At 59.2% G+C, this 14,522-nt stretch carries 30 protein-coding genes and 1 pseudogene; all 31 read right to left on the bottom strand.

Features of this window, described 5'->3' with window-relative positions:
• Positions 1 to 2: 2 nt before the first annotated feature.
• Entirely contained in the window at positions 3 to 962 is a 960-nt protein-coding gene (locus DXX99_RS05200) for a DNA-directed RNA polymerase subunit alpha (RefSeq protein WP_115792449.1), read from the bottom strand.
• Positions 963 to 992: 30 nt separating this feature from the next.
• The gene (rpsD, locus tag DXX99_RS05195) at positions 993 to 1,619 is read right to left on the bottom strand and encodes a 30S ribosomal protein S4 (RefSeq protein WP_115792448.1); all 627 of its coding nucleotides are present in this window, start codon (positions 1,617 to 1,619) and stop codon (positions 993 to 995) included.
• 25 nt (positions 1,620 to 1,644) lie between these two features.
• Positions 1,645 to 2,031 carry a 30S ribosomal protein S11 gene (rpsK, locus tag DXX99_RS05190; RefSeq protein WP_115792447.1) on the bottom strand — a complete coding sequence of 129 codons (387 nt, stop codon included), beginning with the start codon at positions 2,029 to 2,031 and terminating at the stop codon, positions 1,645 to 1,647.
• A 26-nt stretch (positions 2,032 to 2,057) separates the two neighbouring features.
• A pseudogene (gene rpsM / locus DXX99_RS05185) lies at positions 2,058 to 2,426 on the bottom strand (30S ribosomal protein S13); the annotation flags it as partial.
• A gap of 17 nt (positions 2,427 to 2,443) precedes the next feature.
• On the bottom strand, positions 2,444 to 2,557 hold the full coding sequence (gene rpmJ, locus DXX99_RS05180; protein ID WP_015739472.1) for a 50S ribosomal protein L36: 114 nt from the start codon (positions 2,555 to 2,557) through the stop codon (positions 2,444 to 2,446).
• A gap of 91 nt (positions 2,558 to 2,648) precedes the next feature.
• Positions 2,649 to 2,867 (bottom strand): translation initiation factor IF-1, encoded by a 219-nt coding sequence (gene infA / locus DXX99_RS05175; RefSeq protein ID WP_015739473.1) that lies wholly within the window; start codon positions 2,865 to 2,867, stop codon positions 2,649 to 2,651.
• Between the two features lie 20 nt (positions 2,868 to 2,887).
• Complete coding sequence (locus tag DXX99_RS05170) at positions 2,888 to 3,187, bottom strand: KOW domain-containing RNA-binding protein (RefSeq protein WP_115792445.1); 300 nt, start codon at positions 3,185 to 3,187, stop codon at positions 2,888 to 2,890.
• Between the two features lie 19 nt (positions 3,188 to 3,206).
• Positions 3,207 to 3,953: a type I methionyl aminopeptidase gene (map, locus tag DXX99_RS05165; RefSeq protein WP_115792444.1), complete on the bottom strand. Its 747-nt coding sequence runs from the start codon at positions 3,951 to 3,953 to the stop codon at positions 3,207 to 3,209.
• 19 nt (positions 3,954 to 3,972) lie between these two features.
• Positions 3,973 to 5,235: a preprotein translocase subunit SecY gene (secY, locus tag DXX99_RS05160; RefSeq protein WP_115792443.1), complete on the bottom strand. Its 1,263-nt coding sequence runs from the start codon at positions 5,233 to 5,235 to the stop codon at positions 3,973 to 3,975.
• Complete coding sequence (gene rplO, locus DXX99_RS05155; protein ID WP_115792521.1) at positions 5,229 to 5,678, bottom strand: 50S ribosomal protein L15; 450 nt, start codon at positions 5,676 to 5,678, stop codon at positions 5,229 to 5,231. The genes secY and rplO overlap by 7 nt, the downstream gene beginning before the upstream one ends.
• 20 nt (positions 5,679 to 5,698) lie before the next feature.
• On the bottom strand, positions 5,699 to 5,881 hold the full coding sequence (gene rpmD, locus DXX99_RS05150) for a 50S ribosomal protein L30 (protein ID WP_115792442.1): 183 nt from the start codon (positions 5,879 to 5,881) through the stop codon (positions 5,699 to 5,701).
• A gap of 3 nt (positions 5,882 to 5,884) precedes the next feature.
• Positions 5,885 to 6,406, bottom strand: a complete 522-nt coding sequence (gene rpsE / locus DXX99_RS05145) for a 30S ribosomal protein S5 (protein WP_015739479.1) — start codon at positions 6,404 to 6,406, stop codon at positions 5,885 to 5,887.
• An 18-nt stretch (positions 6,407 to 6,424) separates the two neighbouring features.
• Positions 6,425 to 6,790, bottom strand: coding sequence for a 50S ribosomal protein L18 (gene rplR, locus DXX99_RS05140; RefSeq protein ID WP_015739480.1), 366 nt, complete (start codon positions 6,788 to 6,790; stop codon positions 6,425 to 6,427).
• Between the two features lie 15 nt (positions 6,791 to 6,805).
• The gene (gene rplF / locus DXX99_RS05135; protein ID WP_115792441.1) at positions 6,806 to 7,354 is read right to left on the bottom strand and encodes a 50S ribosomal protein L6; all 549 of its coding nucleotides are present in this window, start codon (positions 7,352 to 7,354) and stop codon (positions 6,806 to 6,808) included.
• Between the two features lie 19 nt (positions 7,355 to 7,373).
• Entirely contained in the window at positions 7,374 to 7,772 is a 399-nt protein-coding gene (gene rpsH / locus DXX99_RS05130; RefSeq protein ID WP_041459163.1) for a 30S ribosomal protein S8, read from the bottom strand.
• Between the two features lie 22 nt (positions 7,773 to 7,794).
• Positions 7,795 to 7,980 carry a type Z 30S ribosomal protein S14 gene (locus tag DXX99_RS05125; protein WP_015739483.1) on the bottom strand — a complete coding sequence of 62 codons (186 nt, stop codon included), beginning with the start codon at positions 7,978 to 7,980 and terminating at the stop codon, positions 7,795 to 7,797.
• 19 nt (positions 7,981 to 7,999) lie between these two features.
• Positions 8,000 to 8,551 (bottom strand): 50S ribosomal protein L5, encoded by a 552-nt coding sequence (gene rplE / locus DXX99_RS05120; protein ID WP_115792440.1) that lies wholly within the window; start codon positions 8,549 to 8,551, stop codon positions 8,000 to 8,002.
• Between the two features lie 33 nt (positions 8,552 to 8,584).
• Positions 8,585 to 8,908, bottom strand: a complete 324-nt coding sequence (gene rplX / locus DXX99_RS05115; RefSeq protein ID WP_115792439.1) for a 50S ribosomal protein L24 — start codon at positions 8,906 to 8,908, stop codon at positions 8,585 to 8,587.
• 13 nt (positions 8,909 to 8,921) lie between these two features.
• A complete protein-coding gene (gene rplN, locus DXX99_RS05110) occupies positions 8,922 to 9,290 on the bottom strand; it encodes a 50S ribosomal protein L14 (RefSeq protein WP_015739486.1) in 369 nt (122 codons plus the stop codon).
• A gap of 31 nt (positions 9,291 to 9,321) precedes the next feature.
• A complete protein-coding gene (gene rpsQ / locus DXX99_RS05105; RefSeq protein WP_015739487.1) occupies positions 9,322 to 9,621 on the bottom strand; it encodes a 30S ribosomal protein S17 in 300 nt (99 codons plus the stop codon).
• Between the two features lie 18 nt (positions 9,622 to 9,639).
• On the bottom strand, positions 9,640 to 9,849 hold the full coding sequence (gene rpmC / locus DXX99_RS05100) for a 50S ribosomal protein L29 (RefSeq protein ID WP_115792438.1): 210 nt from the start codon (positions 9,847 to 9,849) through the stop codon (positions 9,640 to 9,642).
• Positions 9,839 to 10,294 (bottom strand): 50S ribosomal protein L16, encoded by a 456-nt coding sequence (gene rplP / locus DXX99_RS05095; protein WP_115792437.1) that lies wholly within the window; start codon positions 10,292 to 10,294, stop codon positions 9,839 to 9,841. Before rplP ends, rpmC begins: the two co-directional genes overlap by 11 nt.
• Positions 10,295 to 10,957 (bottom strand): 30S ribosomal protein S3, encoded by a 663-nt coding sequence (gene rpsC / locus DXX99_RS05090; protein WP_115792436.1) that lies wholly within the window; start codon positions 10,955 to 10,957, stop codon positions 10,295 to 10,297.
• Between the two features lie 2 nt (positions 10,958 to 10,959).
• Positions 10,960 to 11,310 carry a 50S ribosomal protein L22 gene (gene rplV, locus DXX99_RS05085; RefSeq protein ID WP_115792435.1) on the bottom strand — a complete coding sequence of 117 codons (351 nt, stop codon included), beginning with the start codon at positions 11,308 to 11,310 and terminating at the stop codon, positions 10,960 to 10,962.
• 13 nt (positions 11,311 to 11,323) lie between these two features.
• A complete protein-coding gene (rpsS, locus tag DXX99_RS05080) occupies positions 11,324 to 11,608 on the bottom strand; it encodes a 30S ribosomal protein S19 (protein ID WP_115792434.1) in 285 nt (94 codons plus the stop codon).
• 18 nt (positions 11,609 to 11,626) lie between these two features.
• Positions 11,627 to 12,454, bottom strand: a complete 828-nt coding sequence (gene rplB / locus DXX99_RS05075) for a 50S ribosomal protein L2 (RefSeq protein ID WP_015739493.1) — start codon at positions 12,452 to 12,454, stop codon at positions 11,627 to 11,629.
• A 21-nt stretch (positions 12,455 to 12,475) separates the two neighbouring features.
• On the bottom strand, positions 12,476 to 12,760 hold the full coding sequence (rplW, locus tag DXX99_RS05070; protein WP_015739494.1) for a 50S ribosomal protein L23: 285 nt from the start codon (positions 12,758 to 12,760) through the stop codon (positions 12,476 to 12,478).
• Positions 12,761 to 12,762: 2 nt separating this feature from the next.
• Complete coding sequence (gene rplD / locus DXX99_RS05065; RefSeq protein WP_115792433.1) at positions 12,763 to 13,386, bottom strand: 50S ribosomal protein L4; 624 nt, start codon at positions 13,384 to 13,386, stop codon at positions 12,763 to 12,765.
• Positions 13,387 to 13,401: 15 nt separating this feature from the next.
• Complete coding sequence (gene rplC, locus DXX99_RS05060) at positions 13,402 to 14,031, bottom strand: 50S ribosomal protein L3 (RefSeq protein WP_115792432.1); 630 nt, start codon at positions 14,029 to 14,031, stop codon at positions 13,402 to 13,404.
• A 19-nt stretch (positions 14,032 to 14,050) separates the two neighbouring features.
• Positions 14,051 to 14,359, bottom strand: coding sequence for a 30S ribosomal protein S10 (rpsJ, locus tag DXX99_RS05055; RefSeq protein WP_015739497.1), 309 nt, complete (start codon positions 14,357 to 14,359; stop codon positions 14,051 to 14,053).
• A gap of 23 nt (positions 14,360 to 14,382) precedes the next feature.
• Positions 14,383 to 14,522, bottom strand: a 140-nt coding sequence (locus DXX99_RS05050) for an EF-Tu C-terminal domain-related protein (RefSeq protein ID WP_476692342.1), incomplete at its 5' end; no start/stop codon positions are given.

Raw genomic sequence — 14,522 nt, 5'->3', positions numbered from 1 at the left:
GCTTATTTCCCTCCCTCCTCGCTGCTCGGCTTTAGAGAAAGCCCCAACTCAGCCAGCTTCTGCTTAACCTCTTCCAGCGACTTCTTACCCAAGTTCCTCACTTTCATCATCTCTTCTTCTGTGCGCTGGGTGAGGTCCAAAATGGTGTTTATCCCTGCCCGCTTAAGGCAGTTGTAAGAGCGCACGGAAAGATCGAGCTCCTCTATGGGCATCTCCAGCAAGCGGTTCTTGTTGTCCTCTTCCTTCTCCACCATGATCTTTTCCAGGTGCCCGGTGCTGGTACTTAACCCGGTCAACAGCTGGAAATGCTCGCAAAGGATGCGGGCGGCTAAACTCACCGCCTCCTCCGGGCGCACGCAACCGTTGGTCCACACCTCTAGTATAAGTCGATCGTAATCGGCGTTTTGCCCCACCCAGGCGCTCTCCACCCGGTAGTTCACTTTTTTTACCGGACTGAAGTCGGCATCGACCGGTATGGCCCCGATAACGTGGTCGTAACGCTGCCGATCCGCTGGCACATAGCCCCGACCGCGCCGTACCGTCATTTCCATGAAGAGCCGGCCTTCGGGCGCCAGGGTGGCGATGTAGTGGTCAGGGTTGAGGATCTCCACGTCCGCATCGGCGATGATGTCGCGGGCTCGCACTTCTCTCTCCCCGGCGGCCTCGATGCGGAGTATCCGCTCCTCATCGGTGTGCATCCTTATCTTCAAGCCCCGCAGGTTGAGAATAATTTCTACCACATCCTCCCGCACACCGGGCAGGGTGGAGAATTCGTGTAGCACCCCTTCGATCTTGACCATGGTCACGGCTGCTCCAGGTATGGAAGAGAGAAGTACCCTACGCAAGGCGTTGCCCAGCGTTATCCCGTAGCCACGGACCAAGGGTTCTATCACGAACCGACCGTAATCACCGCTCGGCGCCAGGGAGTCGACCAAAACCCTCGGTTTTTCAATCCCGAGCATACGAAGCCCCCTTTAAAAGTAAAGCTTCCGTTAGCGGGAATAGAGCTCCACGATCAGGTGCTCCTTCACCGGTACGTCTATCTGATCTCGGGTTGGGAAGGCCAGCACTTCTCCTACCGCTTCGTTGGGATCGTAGCGCAACCAGGGCGGAGGATTGTTCTGGGCCGCGCGCTCTATGAGCTCCTGGATCCGGGGCGACTCCTTGGACCGGGGGTCAAAAGAAATTTTGTCCCCAATCTCGACCAGATAAGAAGGAATGTCTACCCGCCGCCCGTTCACCAGGATGTGCCCGTGCCGGACAAGTTGCCGTGCTTCCGCCCGCGAGGCCGCCATGCCCAAACGGTAGACTACGTTATCCAGCCGCCGCTCCAGCAAGCGTAGCAAGTTTTCTCCCGTCAGGCCTTTTTGCCGCTCCGCCTGGGCAAAATAATTGCGGAACTGGGCCTCCAGCACGCCGTAGATACGCTTCGCCTTCTGCTTCTCCCGCAGCTGCATGGCGTACTCCGTCATCTTCCGGCGCACCCGTCCGTGCTGCCCAGGAGGATAGTTACGGCGTTCCAGCGCGCACTTGTTCGTGTAGCAGCGATCGCCCTTGAGGTAAAGCTTTATTCCTTCCCGGCGACAAAGCCGGCATCTCGGTCCCGTATAGCGTGCCATGACTCCCTTTCACCTCCTCTTCGTCTTACACCCGGCGGCGCTTGGGCGGACGGCAACCGTTGTGCGGCACCGGGGTCACGTCCTTGATAAGGCTTACCTGCAACCCCGCTGCCTGCAAGGAACGAATGGCCGCCTCACGGCCCGAACCTGGCCCTTTAACCAGCACCGCCACTTCCCGCACACCGTGCTCCATAGCCTCTTTGGCCGCACGCTCGGCTGCCAGCTGAGCCGCGAAAGGAGTACCCTTACGCGTCCCCTGGAAGCCCACCGTACCTCCGCTGGCCCAGGCAATAGTATTTCCCTGGGGGTCAGTAATGGTAACAATGGTATTGTTGAAGGTGGACTTGATATGTGCCACCGCCTTTTCCACTATGCGCCGCTCTTTCTTCTTGGCCCGTGTCCTGCGTGCCATAAAGTTTCTCTTTCCTCCTTACTTAACTTTTTCCTTTTAACGCCCACCGTACGCCGCGGCCCTTTGCGGGTACGAGCATTGGTGCGAGTGCGCTGACCACGTACGGGCAAGCCCCTTATGTGGCGAATACCCCGGTAGCACCTGATATCAATGAGCCGCCGGATATTCATCGCTATCTCCCGGCGCAGGTCGCCCTCCACCTTGTACTCCTTATCGATCACTTCCCGGATGCGAGCTATTTCGTCCTCCGTGAGGTCCTTAACCCGCGTATCGGGGTTGACCCCGGTCTTCTCTAGGATCTTCTTGGCCGAAGACCGACCTATGCCGTAAATGTAGGTGAGGGCTATCTCTACCCGCTTGTCCTTGGGAAGGTCTACTCCTGCTATGCGCGCCAAGCTTCGTCACCTCCTTTTTACCCTTGCCGCTGCTTGTGCTTGGGGTTGACACAGATAACCATGACCTTGCCCTTTCGCCGGATGATCTTGCACTTCTCGCAGATCACCTTGACCGAAGGCCTAACCTTCATCTTCAAAACCCCCTTCCGTTTCCAAACAAAACAAGCCTCTCCTTCCCTACCGCCTGGTAGGAAAGAAAACCTCCTTTTCCGGCGCACGCCTTTACTTAAAGCGGTAGACGATGCGCCCCCGGGTCAAGTCGTAAGGGGAAAGCTCTACCAGCACCCGGTCCCCGGGCAGGATGCGGATGAAGTGCATCCTGATCTTCCCGGAGACGTGCGCCAGGACCTTATGCCCGTTGGCCAACTCGACCCGGAACATAGCGTTCGGTAGGGGCTCGATTACCGTGCCCTCTACTTCGATAACGTCCTGCTTCGACATACAAACCTCCTTTTGGCCTCCTAAGCTCCCCCTTCAGGACTGGAGATAAGGCGCTCCAAAGCCTCCCTTATCTCCGCGTTGGTGACGCGCTCCCCCTGCCTCAACTTCGCCGCAACTTCCTCTGCTACTTTAGGGTGAAAGCAAAGGTGCTTGATGTTTTTCGGCTTAGGATTTTCTATCCGCCGTATCCGCCCATCCACCACCCGCACGAAGCGGTCGGATAAAACCTCGTAGATCAGGTAGTAGCGACCCCGGTCACGGCCGGCTTTGGAACTAACCAGCCGTCCCAGTTCTATACCACAGTTATCGCTCGCTGCCACCCCTGCCACCTCCACAGCCTTAAGGGCGGGTGAGAATCTCCGCCCGCGTCTTACGTACGGCGATGGTGTGCTCAAAGTGGGCGGAAAGACGGCGGTCCTTGGTCACCACCGTCCAGTTATCTGGTAGCACCTCCACCTCGTAGGTGCCGGCATTGACCATAGGCTCGATGGCCAGGGTCATCCCCTCCTCTAGCCTTGGCCCTCGACCCGGGGGCCCAAAGTTGGGCACTTGGGGTTCTTCGTGCATCCGTCTGCCTATACCGTGCCCTACGAAATCTCTGACCACAGAAAAGCCGTGGCTTTCCACGTAGGTCTGAATGGCATAGGAGATATCGGTCAAGCGGTTGCCCGCCACCGCCTTCTCTATCCCTCGGTAGAGGGCCTCCCGGGTAACTTCTAGCAAGCGAGCCGCTTCCTCGCTTATTTCCCCTACCGGAAAGGTCCAAGCGCCATCGCCATGGTAGCCCTCCACCTCAGTACCCACGTCAATGCTGATTATGTCCCCTTCGCGCAACCGGCGAGGGCCGGGAATGCCGTGCACCACTTCTTCGTTTATCGAGGTGCAGATGCTAGCGGGAAAGCCGTAAAGCCCTTTAAAAGCAGGCCTTGCTCCCTGGCGGCGGATAAATTCCTCCGCCAGGCTGTCGAGTTCCTTGGTGGTTACTCCTGGCCTTATGGCTTTTTCCAGCTCCTGCAGGGTTAGGGCTACGATGCGCCCCGCCTCCCGCATGTATTGGAGTTCGCGCTCCGACTTACGGTGTATCATCTGCTTCTGTCACCGCTTCTTATTTTATAAAGCCCTGGTAGCTTCGCATCAAGAGGTGGGCCTCCAGTTGCTTCATCGTCTCCAGCGCCACGCCCACCACGATCAGAAGCGCCGTGCCCCCGAAATAGACGTTGGGGATGCGGGTTATGAGGAGCACGAAGTTCGGTAAAATGGCAATAAGAGCCAGAAAAACCGCGCCTACCAGGGTTATCCGGGACATCACCCGACTTATGTACTCCGCCGTGGGGCGCCCCGGACGGATACCGGGAATAAAGCCCCCGTACTTTTTGAGGTTATCCGCTATATCCAGAGGGTTCATAATCACCGCCGTATAGAAGTAGGTAAAGCCTATGATAAGAAGGGCGTAAATGAGCGTGTGCCAGAAAGAACCCCAATGGAAGACATGGAAGAACCAGTCGGCCACCGCGCTCTTACCCCTAAACCAGCTCGCCACCTGCTCCGGGAGGAAGAGGAGCGAGGAGGCGAAGATTACCGGGATAACTCCCGCCATATTTATTCTAAGGGGAAGGTGGGTGCTCTGGCCACCATAAACCCGACGCCCCACAATCCTCTTAGGGTACTGCACAGGGATGCGGCGCTGCGCCTCATTCATGGCTACGATCCCGGCAATCACCAGGGCACCGATGAACATTAGCGCCAAGATGTTAAACCAGCTGATGGTGCCCGCCTGTAGGTAGCTTATAAGTCGCGCTCCTCCGGCCGGGATGCGGGAGACGATTCCGGCAAAGATCAAAAGGGAGATACCGTTGCCGATTCCCTTCTCCGTTATCTGCTCCCCCAGCCACATGAGGAACACGGTGCCGGCGGTGAGGCTTACCGCCACCACCAGGTAACTCCCCAGGCCGGGGTGAAGCAGGGCGTGGCGCAGGTATGCGGTCATCCCCAGCGCCTGGATGAAGGCCAGGATCACCGTGCCGTAGCGGGTGTACTCGATGATCTTCCTTCTGCCCTCCTCACCCTCCTTGGCCAGCTGCTCCAGGCGGGGTATGACCACCGTCAGCAGCTGCATGATGATGGAGGAGTTGATGTAGGGCACTATGCTCATGGCAAAGATCGAGAAGCTTTTGAAAGCTCCGCCGGAGATGACGTCGAAGAAGCCGAAGATCAACCCCGACTCTATGAGCCTGGCCACTTCCTGGGGGTTGACTCCGGGCACAGGGATATGCGCCCCCAGCCGGAAGACCAGGAGTAAGGCCAGGGTATAAAGTAGACGGCTCCTTAACTCCTTAAGCCCCGCGGCTACCCTGAGATTGTTTAGCATGTAGCCTCCACCTCAATCTTGCCCCCGGCGGCTTCTATCTTGGCCGCCGCTCCCTTGCTCACGGCCTCCACCCGCACGGTAAGCGACCGCTTGAGCTCGCCGCTACCCAGAATCTTCACCGGTCCCCGCTTCTTCACCAGGCCCGCCTCGCGCAAAAGCTCCGAGGTGACCACCGTACCGTCGGGGAAGCGGTTAAGCTTTTCCACGTTCACCACCACGAATTCCTGGCGGAAGGGGTTCCGGAAGCCACGCTTGGGCATGCGGCGCACCAGGGGCATCTGCCCTCCTTCAAAGCCGGGACGCACACCGCCGCCGGAGCGCGCCTTCTGCCCCTTCTGGCCCCTACCCGCCGTCTTGCCTAAGCCCGAGCCTATGCCGCGCCCTTTGCGCACCGGCTCCCGCCGCGAACCCGGCGCCGGGCGTAGCGAAGAAAGATCGAGCATCTCTCCCTTTCCCCCCTTTCTCAAACCTCTTCGACCTCCACCAAGTGCCGTACCGCCTCCACCATTCCCTTAACCGCAGGGGTGGCCTCCTTCTCCACCGTCTGGTGCAGACGGCGCAGGCCCAGGGCCTTTAAGGTGGCCCGCTGCTTTTCGTTGGCGCCTATGTAGCTTCGCTTGAGGGTTATCCGCCAAAGCTTAGCCATCGGTTACTCCCTCCCAGAGCTAGCCCAACGGTAATCGATCTTGACCCCCCGCAGCCGGGCTACCTGGGCCGGATCCTTAAGCTTCATCAGGGCGTCAAAAGTGGCGCGGGTCACGTTGTGCGGGTTGTTCGATCCTAGCGACTTGGTGAGGATGTCCTTGATACCTGCCAGCTCCAGGATAGCCCGCACCGCGCCACCGGCGATGACACCGGTTCCGGGCGCAGCGGGCTTCAAGAGCACCTTGCCGGCGCCGTAATGCCCTATCACCTCGTGGGGGATAGTGGTACCCACTATGGGTACCTTTATGAGGTTTTTCTTGGCGTCCTCGATCCCCTTGCGAATGGCCTCCGGCACTTCCGCCGCTTTGCCCAGGCCCGCGCCCACGTGCCCCTGCCCGTCACCTACAATCACCAGCACGGAGAAAGTAAAGCGCCTTCCTCCCTTGACCACCTTGGCGCAACGCCTGATGGAGACTACCCTTTCCGTAAGTTCCAGCTTGCTGGCATCTATTTCTTGCTGGGCCACTACCTTCCCTCCTTCCGACTAAAATTCCAAGCCGCCCTCGCGCGCCGCCTCGGCCAGCGCCTTCACGCGCCCATGGTACTTGTAGCCGGCGCGATCGAAGACCACTTTGGTTATCCCTTTGGCCCGAGCCTTTTCCGCCAAGAGCCTACCTACCGCCGCCGCTCCCTCCACGTTGCCGCCGTTGATCTTGCCCCGCAATTCAGGGGACAGGGAGGAAGCGGACACCAGCGTCACTCCCCGATCGTCATCGATTATCTGAGCGTAGATGTGCTTCAAGCTCCGGAAGACGTTAAGCCGCGGGCGCTCGGCCGTGCCGTGGATCTTCTTGCGCACCCGCAGGCGTCTCTTTTCTCGTTGCTCTCTCCGGTTCACCTGCTTCGGCACGTCCCTATTCCCCCCTTACTTCTTGCCCTTACCGGCGGTCTTACCCGCCTTGTGGCGTACGACTTCTCCTTCGTACCGGATCCCCTTACCCTTATAGGGCTCCGGCTTGCGTATGCTGCGGATCTTGGCGGCCAGCTGGCCCACCTGTTCCTTGTCCAGGCCCTTTACCACGATCTTGTTAGGGGCAGGGACCTCGATTTCGATTCCCGGCGGCGGCTCGATCTCCACCGGATGCGAGTAACCCACGCTTAAGACTAACTTGTTGCCCTGCTTGGCAGCGCGGTAACCCACGCCCACTATCTCCAGGGAGCGGCTCCACCCCTGGGTAACTCCCAGGATCATGTTGTTGAGGAGCGTGCGGCTGAGCCCGTGGAGGGCCTTGTCGCGGGGTTCGTCGGAGCGGCGGTGCACCACCAGTTGCCGGTCCTGCTTTTCTATCCACACCCCCTCCGGGAACTCCCGCTCCAGCCTTCCCTTAGGACCCTTGACCGCCACGCGGTTGCCTTCGATAACCACTTCTACTCCTTCCGGAATGGGAACTGGTTTTTTACCAATCCGCGACATAAAGCCTCCTCCTCAAAGTTTACCATACGTAGCAAATCACTTCGCCGCCCACGCCCAGCTTGCGGGCTTGCTTATCGGTCATGATCCCCTTAGAGGTGGAAAGGATGGCAATCCCTAACCCCCCCAGGACTCGGGGGATCTGGTCCTTCCGCACGTAGACCCGCCGTCCCGGCTTGGAGATGCGCTTGAGCCCGGTTATCACCCGCTCCCGGTTGGGACCGTACTTTAGGTAGATGCGGATGATGCCCTGCTTGCCGTCCTCGATGACCTCGTAATCTTTGATGAAACCCTCCTCCTTGAGGATGGAGGCCAGGGCGATCTTTATCTTGGAAGCCGGGATTTCCACCGTGCTGTGGTAGACCATATTGGCGTTCCTTATACGCGTCAGGAAATCGGCTATGGGATCGGTCATTACCACGGCCAAAGCTTACCTCCTTTCCTTACCAACTCGCCTTGCGGATCCCCGGTATCGCGCCCTCATAGCAGAGCTTGCGGAAGCAGAGACGGCACACGCCGAACTTCCGCATGTAAGCCCGGGGACGGCCGCAAAGCTTGCAACGGTTATAAGCCCGCACCTTGAACTTGGGCGGGCGTTGCGCCTTCACTACCAAAGCTTTGCGTGCCAAGAAGCCACCCTCCTTTCTTTCAGGCCGCCCGGAAAGGCATGCCCAAAAGGCGCAAGAGTTCCCGCGCTTCTTCATCGGTCTCCGCCGAAGTAACTATGGTTATGTCCATGCCCCTTATTTTGTCTACTTTGTCGTAGTCGATCTCCGGGAAGATGATTTGCTCCTTAAGCCCCAAAGTGTAGTTCCCCCGTCCGTCGAAAGAGCGGGGGGAAACTCCCCGGAAGTCGCGCACCCGGGGCAAAACCACGTTTATGAGCTTGTCAAGGAAGTCGTACATGCGGTGCCCCCGCAAGGTGACCTTGGCCCCGATGGGCATTCCCGCCCGCAGCTTGAATCCGGCGATGGAGCGCTTGGCTCGGGTTATGAGCGGCATCTGCCCGGTTATAGCCTTGAGATCCTCTACCGCCGCGTCAATCACCTTGGGGTTCTGCACCGCCTCGCCTAGCCCCATATTGATGACGATCTTGATGAGCTTGGGAACCTCCATCACGTTCTTGTAGCCAAACTTTTCCATAAGGGCCGGTACGACTTCCTCTTGGTACTTCTTCTTCAATCGCGGTACGTAGGCCACAGTGAACTTCCTCCCTTCTTCCCGCCGCGTCCTCTAATCGATGAGTTCCCCACACTTCTTGCAGACCCGGCTCTTTTTCCCCTCCGGCAAGATCCGGTGTCCTATCCGTGTAGGGCGGCTGCACTTGGGGCAAACCAGCATAACGTTGGAGGCATGAATGGGCGCCTCCTTCTCGATGATGCCCCCCTGGGGAAACTGGCGCGTGGGCCGCATGTGGCGCTTAACTATATTGACCTTTTCCACGATTACCCGCTGCTCTTCGGGTATGACTCGTAGCACCTTCCCCTTTTTCCCGGCGTCTTTACCGGTGAGAACCAGCACGGTGTCTCCCTTTTTGACGTGCACCTTTCCTTTCATCTGCCAAGCCTCCTTAAAGCACTTCCGGAGCCAGGGAGATGATCTTCATAAACTCCTTTTCCCTGAGCTCCCGTGCCACCGGCCCGAATATCCGCGTGCCCCGGGGGCTCTTGTCATCCCGGATGATGACCGCCGCGTTCTCGTCAAATTTGATGTAGGAGCCGTCGGGGCGCCTTACCTCCTTCTTGGTCCGCACCACCACGGCTTTGACCACGTCCCCTTTCTTGACTATCCCGCCCGGTGTGGCCTCCTTCACCGAAGCCACGATAATGTCCCCCAGACTGGCGTAGCGGCGGGAAGAACCTCCCAAAACTCTTATACACATGATCTTTTTGGCGCCGGTGTTATCGGCCACGTTAAGCATGGTGCTTACCCGAATCATGACTAGAACTCCCTCCTTCCGCCGAAAGCTTTTACGCGTTTTCCTCCGGCGCCGGCTCCTCTACTTCCTCGCCCAGATGCCTGCCCCGCTCCAGGATCTGCACTACCCGCCAGCGCTTCTCCTTGGAGAGGGGCCGCGTTTCCATGATGAGCACCTTGTCCCCTACCCGGCACTCGTTGTTCTCATCGTGGGCTTTGACTTTCTTGGTGCGCCGAACGGCCTTCTGGTAGAGCTTGTGGCGCACCAGGGTCTCGATGGCTACCACGACGGTCTTATCCATCTTGTCGCTTACCACTCGACCCACGCGAACCTTGCGATGACCCCGTTGCATAAAGCCAAGCTTACCTCCTTATCCGATCGCTCGGTCGATCTTGAGCTCCCTCTCCCGCAACACCGTCTTCAGGCGCGCTATGCGCCGCTTAACCTCTCTTATCCGCATGGGGTTGTCAAGCTGCCCCGTCGCCAGCTGAAAGCGCAACCGGAAAAGCTCCTCTTTGGAAGCCCGGATCTTTTCTTCGATCTCCTCGTTGGAAAGATCTCTTATCTCCTTAATCTTCATTAGCCTCACCCACCTCCGCCACTTCGGCCACTTCCAGCCCCTCCCGCTTGATGATCCGGGTGTCGATCGGGAGTTTGTGGGAAGCCAGCCGAAGCGCCTCCAGTGCTACTTCTTCCGGTACCCCGGCCACTTCAAAGAGGATCCGCCCGGGTTTCACCACGGCTACCCAGTAGGCCGGCGAACCCTTGCCGCTACCCATACGGGTTTCCGCCGGCTTGGCCGTCACCGGCTTATCGGGGAAGATGCGAATCCATACCTTTCCTCCCCGCCGGAGGTGACGCGTTATGGCCACCCGAGCCGCCTCTATTTGCCGGGCCGTGATCCAGGAAGGCTCCAAGGCCTGTAGCCCGTAGTCGCCAAAGTGCAGGGTAGTGGCCCCTTTCGCCTTCCCTTTCATCCGACCGCGATGGTGCTTCCTGTACTTGACCTTGCGCGGCTGCAGCATTTAAGCGGTACCTCCTTGCACCTGCGCCCCTCGCTGGGGCAGAACATCGCCTTTGTAGATCCACACCTTAACGCCGATCTTGCCGTAGGTGGTTATGGCTTCCGCAAAGCCGTAGTCTATATCGGCCCGCAGAGTGTGCAGCGGAACCCTCCCCTCGCGGAGCCATTCGGTACGGGCGATTTCCGCCCCCGCCAGACGTCCGCTCACCTCTACCTTTATCCCCTTAGCGCCCATGCGCATGGCCCGCGCTATGGCCTGCTTCATAGCCCGGCGGTAGGCCACGCGCCGCTCGATCTGCGAAGCGATGTTCTCGGCCACCAACTGGGCATCGAGTTCGGGCACCTTTATCTCCACAATGTTGATGCTAACCTGCTTGCCGGTCATCTCCTCCAGCTCGCGCCGCAGGTTTTCCACCTCGGCACCTCCCCGGCCTATGACCATGCCGGGGCGGGCCGTGTGGATGGTGATCCTTATGCGGTTGGCCATACGCTCGATGACGATGTTGGAGACGCCGGCGTGGTAAAACTTTTGCTTAATGTGCCGCCTTATCTTCACGTCTTCCAACAGAAAATGGGCGAAGTCCTTGTTTTCGGCGTACCACTTGGCGTTCCAGTCCCGGATGATGCCGAGCCTCAACCCCCGCGGATCTACTTTTTGGCCCAAACTCACTTCCCCCCTTTCTCGCCGACTACGACGGTTATGTGGCTGGTGCGCCTGCGCCTCAAATCGGCCCGCCCGTAAGCCCGAGGCCGGTAGCGCTTGAGAGTGGGACCCTCGTCCACGTAAGCCCGCAGTACCACCAACTCCGAGGCAATCATGTCGTAGTTGTGCTCAGCGTTGGCCACCGCCGAGCGCAAGACCTTTTCTATGAGCCGCGCCGCCTTGCGCGGGGTAAAGCGGAGGATGGCGAAAGCCTCGTCCACCCGTTTTCCCCGAATGAGATCGATCACCTGGCGGGCTTTAAAGGGAGAAATGCGCACGTACTTGGCCGTGGCGCGCGCCTCTTTGCCGTTCATCACTTCCCGCCTCCTACTTCAGCGCGGTGGAGCGCTCCGTGGGCGAACCGTGACCGCGGAAGGTCCGCGTGGGAGCAAATTCGCCCAGTTTGTGCCCCACCATCTCCTCGGTGATGTAAATGGGAACGTGCTTCCTGCCGTCGTAGACGGCTATCGTATGCCCCACCATTTGGGGGAGAATGGTGGAGCGACGGGACCAGGTCTTGATTACCTTGCGCTCACCCGTGGCGTTCATCTTCTCGATCTTCTTCAAAAGTTTAGGGTCACAGTAAGGACCCTTCTTCAGAGAACGTCCCATTGCCGTCCTTCACCCCCCTTACTCGTAGCGCCGCTTCAAGATGAATTTATCGCTCGGCTTGGCCTTGCGCGTCCGCACACCGCGAGCAGGTTTACCCCAAGGCGTCTTGGGGTGAGGGAGACCGATAGGTGCCTTACCCTCTCCGCCACCGTGGGGGTGGTCCACCGGGTTCATGGCCGAACCGCGCACCGTGGGCCTTATTCCCAGCCAGCGCGCCCTCCCGGCCTTACCGATGACTATGTTCTCGTGGTCCACGTTGCCTACCTGCCCTATGGTGGCCCGACAGTCGAGATGTATAAGCCTTATCTCGCCCGAGGGCATCCTTATATGGGCGTAATCACCTTCTTTAGCCAGGATCTGGGCCGCCGTGCCCGCCGCCCGCACGAGCTTGCCCCCCTCGCCCGGGTTGAGCTCTATGTTATGCACCAGCGTACCCACCGGTATGTAGCGCAGAGGCAGAGCATTCCCTACCTTTATGTCGGCCTCGGGCCCGGACATCACTTCCTGCCCGACTTTGAGGCCCTCCGGCGCCAGGATGTAACGCTTCTCCCCATCTCGGTAGTGCAGGAGGGCTATGCGGGCCGAGCGGTTGGGGTCGTACTCTATGGCCGCCACCTTGGCCGGGATGCCGTCTTTGTCCCGCTTGAAGTCGATTATCCGGTAAAGGCGCTTGTGCCCCCCGCCCTTGTGGCGTACGGTTATCCTTCCCTGGTTGTTACGACCCGCCCGCCTCTTCAAGGGCTTGACCAGGGAGCGCTCGGGCTCCGTCTTGGTGATCTCCTCGAAGGTGGATACCGTGACGAAGCGGATGCCCGGCGAGGTGGGCTTGTAACGCTTAACGCCCATCCTTGCTCACCTCCTTCCGAATTAGAGTCCTTCGAACACTTCGATCTTGTGACCCGGTTGCAGGGTCACTATGGCCTTCTTTACCTCTGGCGTCCTACCCACAGCACGCCTTACCCGCTTTACCTTGCCCTTCACCCGCATGGTGTTAACCTTCAATACCTTCACCTTGAAAATGGTCTCCACCGCCCGCTTGATGTCGGTCTTGGTAGCCTTCGGGTGCACGATGAAGGTGTACTTGTTCTGCTGCAAAAGGGCGGTGGACTTCTCAGTTATCACTGGCTTTATCAAAACGTCATGGACATCCATCTCTAACCGAGCACCTCCTCCACGCGGGCAAGGGCCTCCCTGGTGATGAAGACCTTGGGATACCGGAGGAGGTCGTAAACGTTGAGGTTGTTCACCGGCAAAAACTTTACCCCCTCCAGGTTGGCAGTGGCCAGCTTAACCACCGGATCGGGCTCGGCTCCCACCAGGAGCGCACCCGTCTCCACCCCAAAGCGGGAAAGCAGTTCTTTTGCCAGCTTGGTCTTGGGTGCTTCCAGCCGCAACTCGTCCAGCACCACCAGGTTGCCGGCCCGCAGCTTATCGGACAACACCGATTTCAAGGCCAGCCGCCGCACCTTTTTGGGCACCGTGTAGTCGTAGTCTCTGGGCTTGGGCCCGAAGACGATGCCTCCCTTGCGCCAGATGGGGGAACGGATGCTACCGTGACGCGCCCTGCCCGTGCCCTTCTGGCGCCAGGGCTTGCGGCCGCCTCCGCGTACCTCGCCCCGGGTCTTGGTGCTATGAGTACCCCGCCGGCGGTTAGCCAGGTGCATGACCACCACTTCGTGAACCACGTAGGGGTTGGGCTCGATCCCGAAGACCTCCTCTTTGAGCTCCATCTCCCCTACCGGCTCACCCGCCAGGTTATATACGGTCGCCTTAGGCAATGTTATCTCCCCCTCTTATTGCGTCGCCTTGACCGCCTGCCTGATAATGAGGAGACCTCCCCGAGGACCGGGCACCGCACCCTTGACCACCAGCAGGTTGCGCTCCGGGTCTACCTTCACCACTTCCAGGTTCTGCACCGTTACCCGCTCCATGCCCATGTGCCCTGGAAGCTTCCGCCCTTTGAAAACCCGAGCTGGACCTTTAGCTCCCAGAGAGCCGGGGCGGCGGTGATACTTGGAGCCGTGGGACATGGGGCCCCGGCTGAATCCGTGCCGCTTAATACCCCCGGCGAACCCTTTACCTTTGCTTATGCCGGTGACATCCACCTTTTCCCCGGGGGAGAAGATATCCACCTTTATTTCCTGCCCTACGGTGTAGGCCGAGGCATCAGGTACCCGGAACTCCCGGAGATAGCGCAAGGGCTTAAGCCCGGCGCGGGCAAAGTGCCCCCGCAGGGGTTTATTAACCCGGTGCTCGGGAACCTCTTCAAAACCCACTTGTATGGCCTCGTAGCCGTCCTTCTCCCGGTTTTTGGTCTGCACCACCACACAAGGCCCAGCCTTGATTACCGTTACCGCCATGGCCTCCCCCGCCGGCGTGAAGTACTGCGTCATGCCCAATTTTTTCCCTAGGATGCCCTTCATCGGTACTCAGCACCTCCGTTTAAAGCTTGATTTCTATGTCCACGCCGGCCGGCAGGTCCAGGCGCATGAGCGCCTCGATGGTCTTCGGTGTAGGGTCGAGTATGTCAATAAGGCGCTTGTGCGTCCGGATTTCAAACTGCTCCCGCGAATCTTTGTCCTTGTGGGGGGAGCGCAGGATGGTGTAAACGCTCCGGTCAGTGGGAAGAGGGACCGGACCGGCTACCTGCGCCCCCGTACGCTTGGCCGTCTCCACTATCTTCTGCGCCGACTGGTCGAGGAGATAGTGGTCGAAAGCCTTGAGTCTTATGCGAATCTTTTGCCGCGCCATATAAGCCACCTCGATCATCTTTCCTAGTCTAGCACCCCGGTGACCACGCCGGCCCCTACCGTGCGCCCGCCCTCGCGAATGGCGAAGCGCAGGCCCTCCTCAATGGCGATGGGGGTGATGAGCTCCACCTCCAGACGCACATTGTCCCCGGGCATCACCATCT

Origin of the sequence: Ammonifex thiophilus, assembly GCF_003368535.1 — a bacterium.
Taxonomy (GTDB): Bacteria; Bacillota; Desulfotomaculia; order Desulfotomaculales; family Ammonificaceae; genus Ammonifex; species Ammonifex thiophilus.
This window is presented reverse-complemented; position numbering and strand designations above follow the sequence as displayed.

Excerpts from the sequence above, each read along its gene's own strand:
- DXX99_RS05200 (WP_115792449.1), bottom strand. The coding sequence starts at position 962 with ATGCTCGGGATTGAAAAACCGAGGGTTTTGGTCGACTCCCTGGCGCCG.
- rpsD (WP_115792448.1), bottom strand. The coding sequence starts at position 1,619 with ATGGCACGCTATACGGGACCGAGATGCCGGCTTTGTCGCCGGGAAGGA.
- rpsK (WP_115792447.1), bottom strand. The coding sequence starts at position 2,031 with ATGGCACGCAGGACACGGGCCAAGAAGAAAGAGCGGCGCATAGTGGAA.
- rpmJ (WP_015739472.1), bottom strand. The coding sequence starts at position 2,557 with ATGAAGGTTAGGCCTTCGGTCAAGGTGATCTGCGAGAAGTGCAAGATC.
- infA (WP_015739473.1), bottom strand. The coding sequence starts at position 2,867 with ATGTCGAAGCAGGACGTTATCGAAGTAGAGGGCACGGTAATCGAGCCC.
- map (WP_115792444.1), bottom strand. The coding sequence starts at position 3,953 with ATGATACACCGTAAGTCGGAGCGCGAACTCCAATACATGCGGGAGGCG.
- secY (WP_115792443.1), bottom strand. The coding sequence starts at position 5,235 with ATGCTAAACAATCTCAGGGTAGCCGCGGGGCTTAAGGAGTTAAGGAGC.
- rplO (WP_115792521.1), bottom strand. The coding sequence starts at position 5,678 with ATGCTCGATCTTTCTTCGCTACGCCCGGCGCCGGGTTCGCGGCGGGAG.
- rpmD (WP_115792442.1), bottom strand. The coding sequence starts at position 5,881 with ATGGCTAAGCTTTGGCGGATAACCCTCAAGCGAAGCTACATAGGCGCC.
- rplF (WP_115792441.1), bottom strand. The coding sequence starts at position 7,354 with ATGTCGCGGATTGGTAAAAAACCAGTTCCCATTCCGGAAGGAGTAGAA.
- rplX (WP_115792439.1), bottom strand. The coding sequence starts at position 8,908 with ATGAAAGGAAAGGTGCACGTCAAAAAGGGAGACACCGTGCTGGTTCTC.
- rplN (WP_015739486.1), bottom strand. The coding sequence starts at position 9,290 with ATGATTCGGGTAAGCACCATGCTTAACGTGGCCGATAACACCGGCGCC.
- rpsQ (WP_015739487.1), bottom strand. The coding sequence starts at position 9,621 with ATGCAACGGGGTCATCGCAAGGTTCGCGTGGGTCGAGTGGTAAGCGAC.
- rpmC (WP_115792438.1), bottom strand. The coding sequence starts at position 9,849 with ATGAAGATTAAGGAGATAAGAGATCTTTCCAACGAGGAGATCGAAGAA.
- rplP (WP_115792437.1), bottom strand. The coding sequence starts at position 10,294 with ATGCTGCAGCCGCGCAAGGTCAAGTACAGGAAGCACCATCGCGGTCGG.
- rplV (WP_115792435.1), bottom strand. The coding sequence starts at position 11,310 with ATGAACGGCAAAGAGGCGCGCGCCACGGCCAAGTACGTGCGCATTTCT.
- rpsS (WP_115792434.1), bottom strand. The coding sequence starts at position 11,608 with ATGGGACGTTCTCTGAAGAAGGGTCCTTACTGTGACCCTAAACTTTTG.
- rplB (WP_015739493.1), bottom strand. The coding sequence starts at position 12,454 with ATGGGCGTTAAGCGTTACAAGCCCACCTCGCCGGGCATCCGCTTCGTC.
- rplW (WP_015739494.1), bottom strand. The coding sequence starts at position 12,760 with ATGGATGTCCATGACGTTTTGATAAAGCCAGTGATAACTGAGAAGTCC.
- rplC (WP_115792432.1), bottom strand. The coding sequence starts at position 14,031 with ATGAAGGGCATCCTAGGGAAAAAATTGGGCATGACGCAGTACTTCACG.
- rpsJ (WP_015739497.1), bottom strand. The coding sequence starts at position 14,359 with ATGGCGCGGCAAAAGATTCGCATAAGACTCAAGGCTTTCGACCACTAT.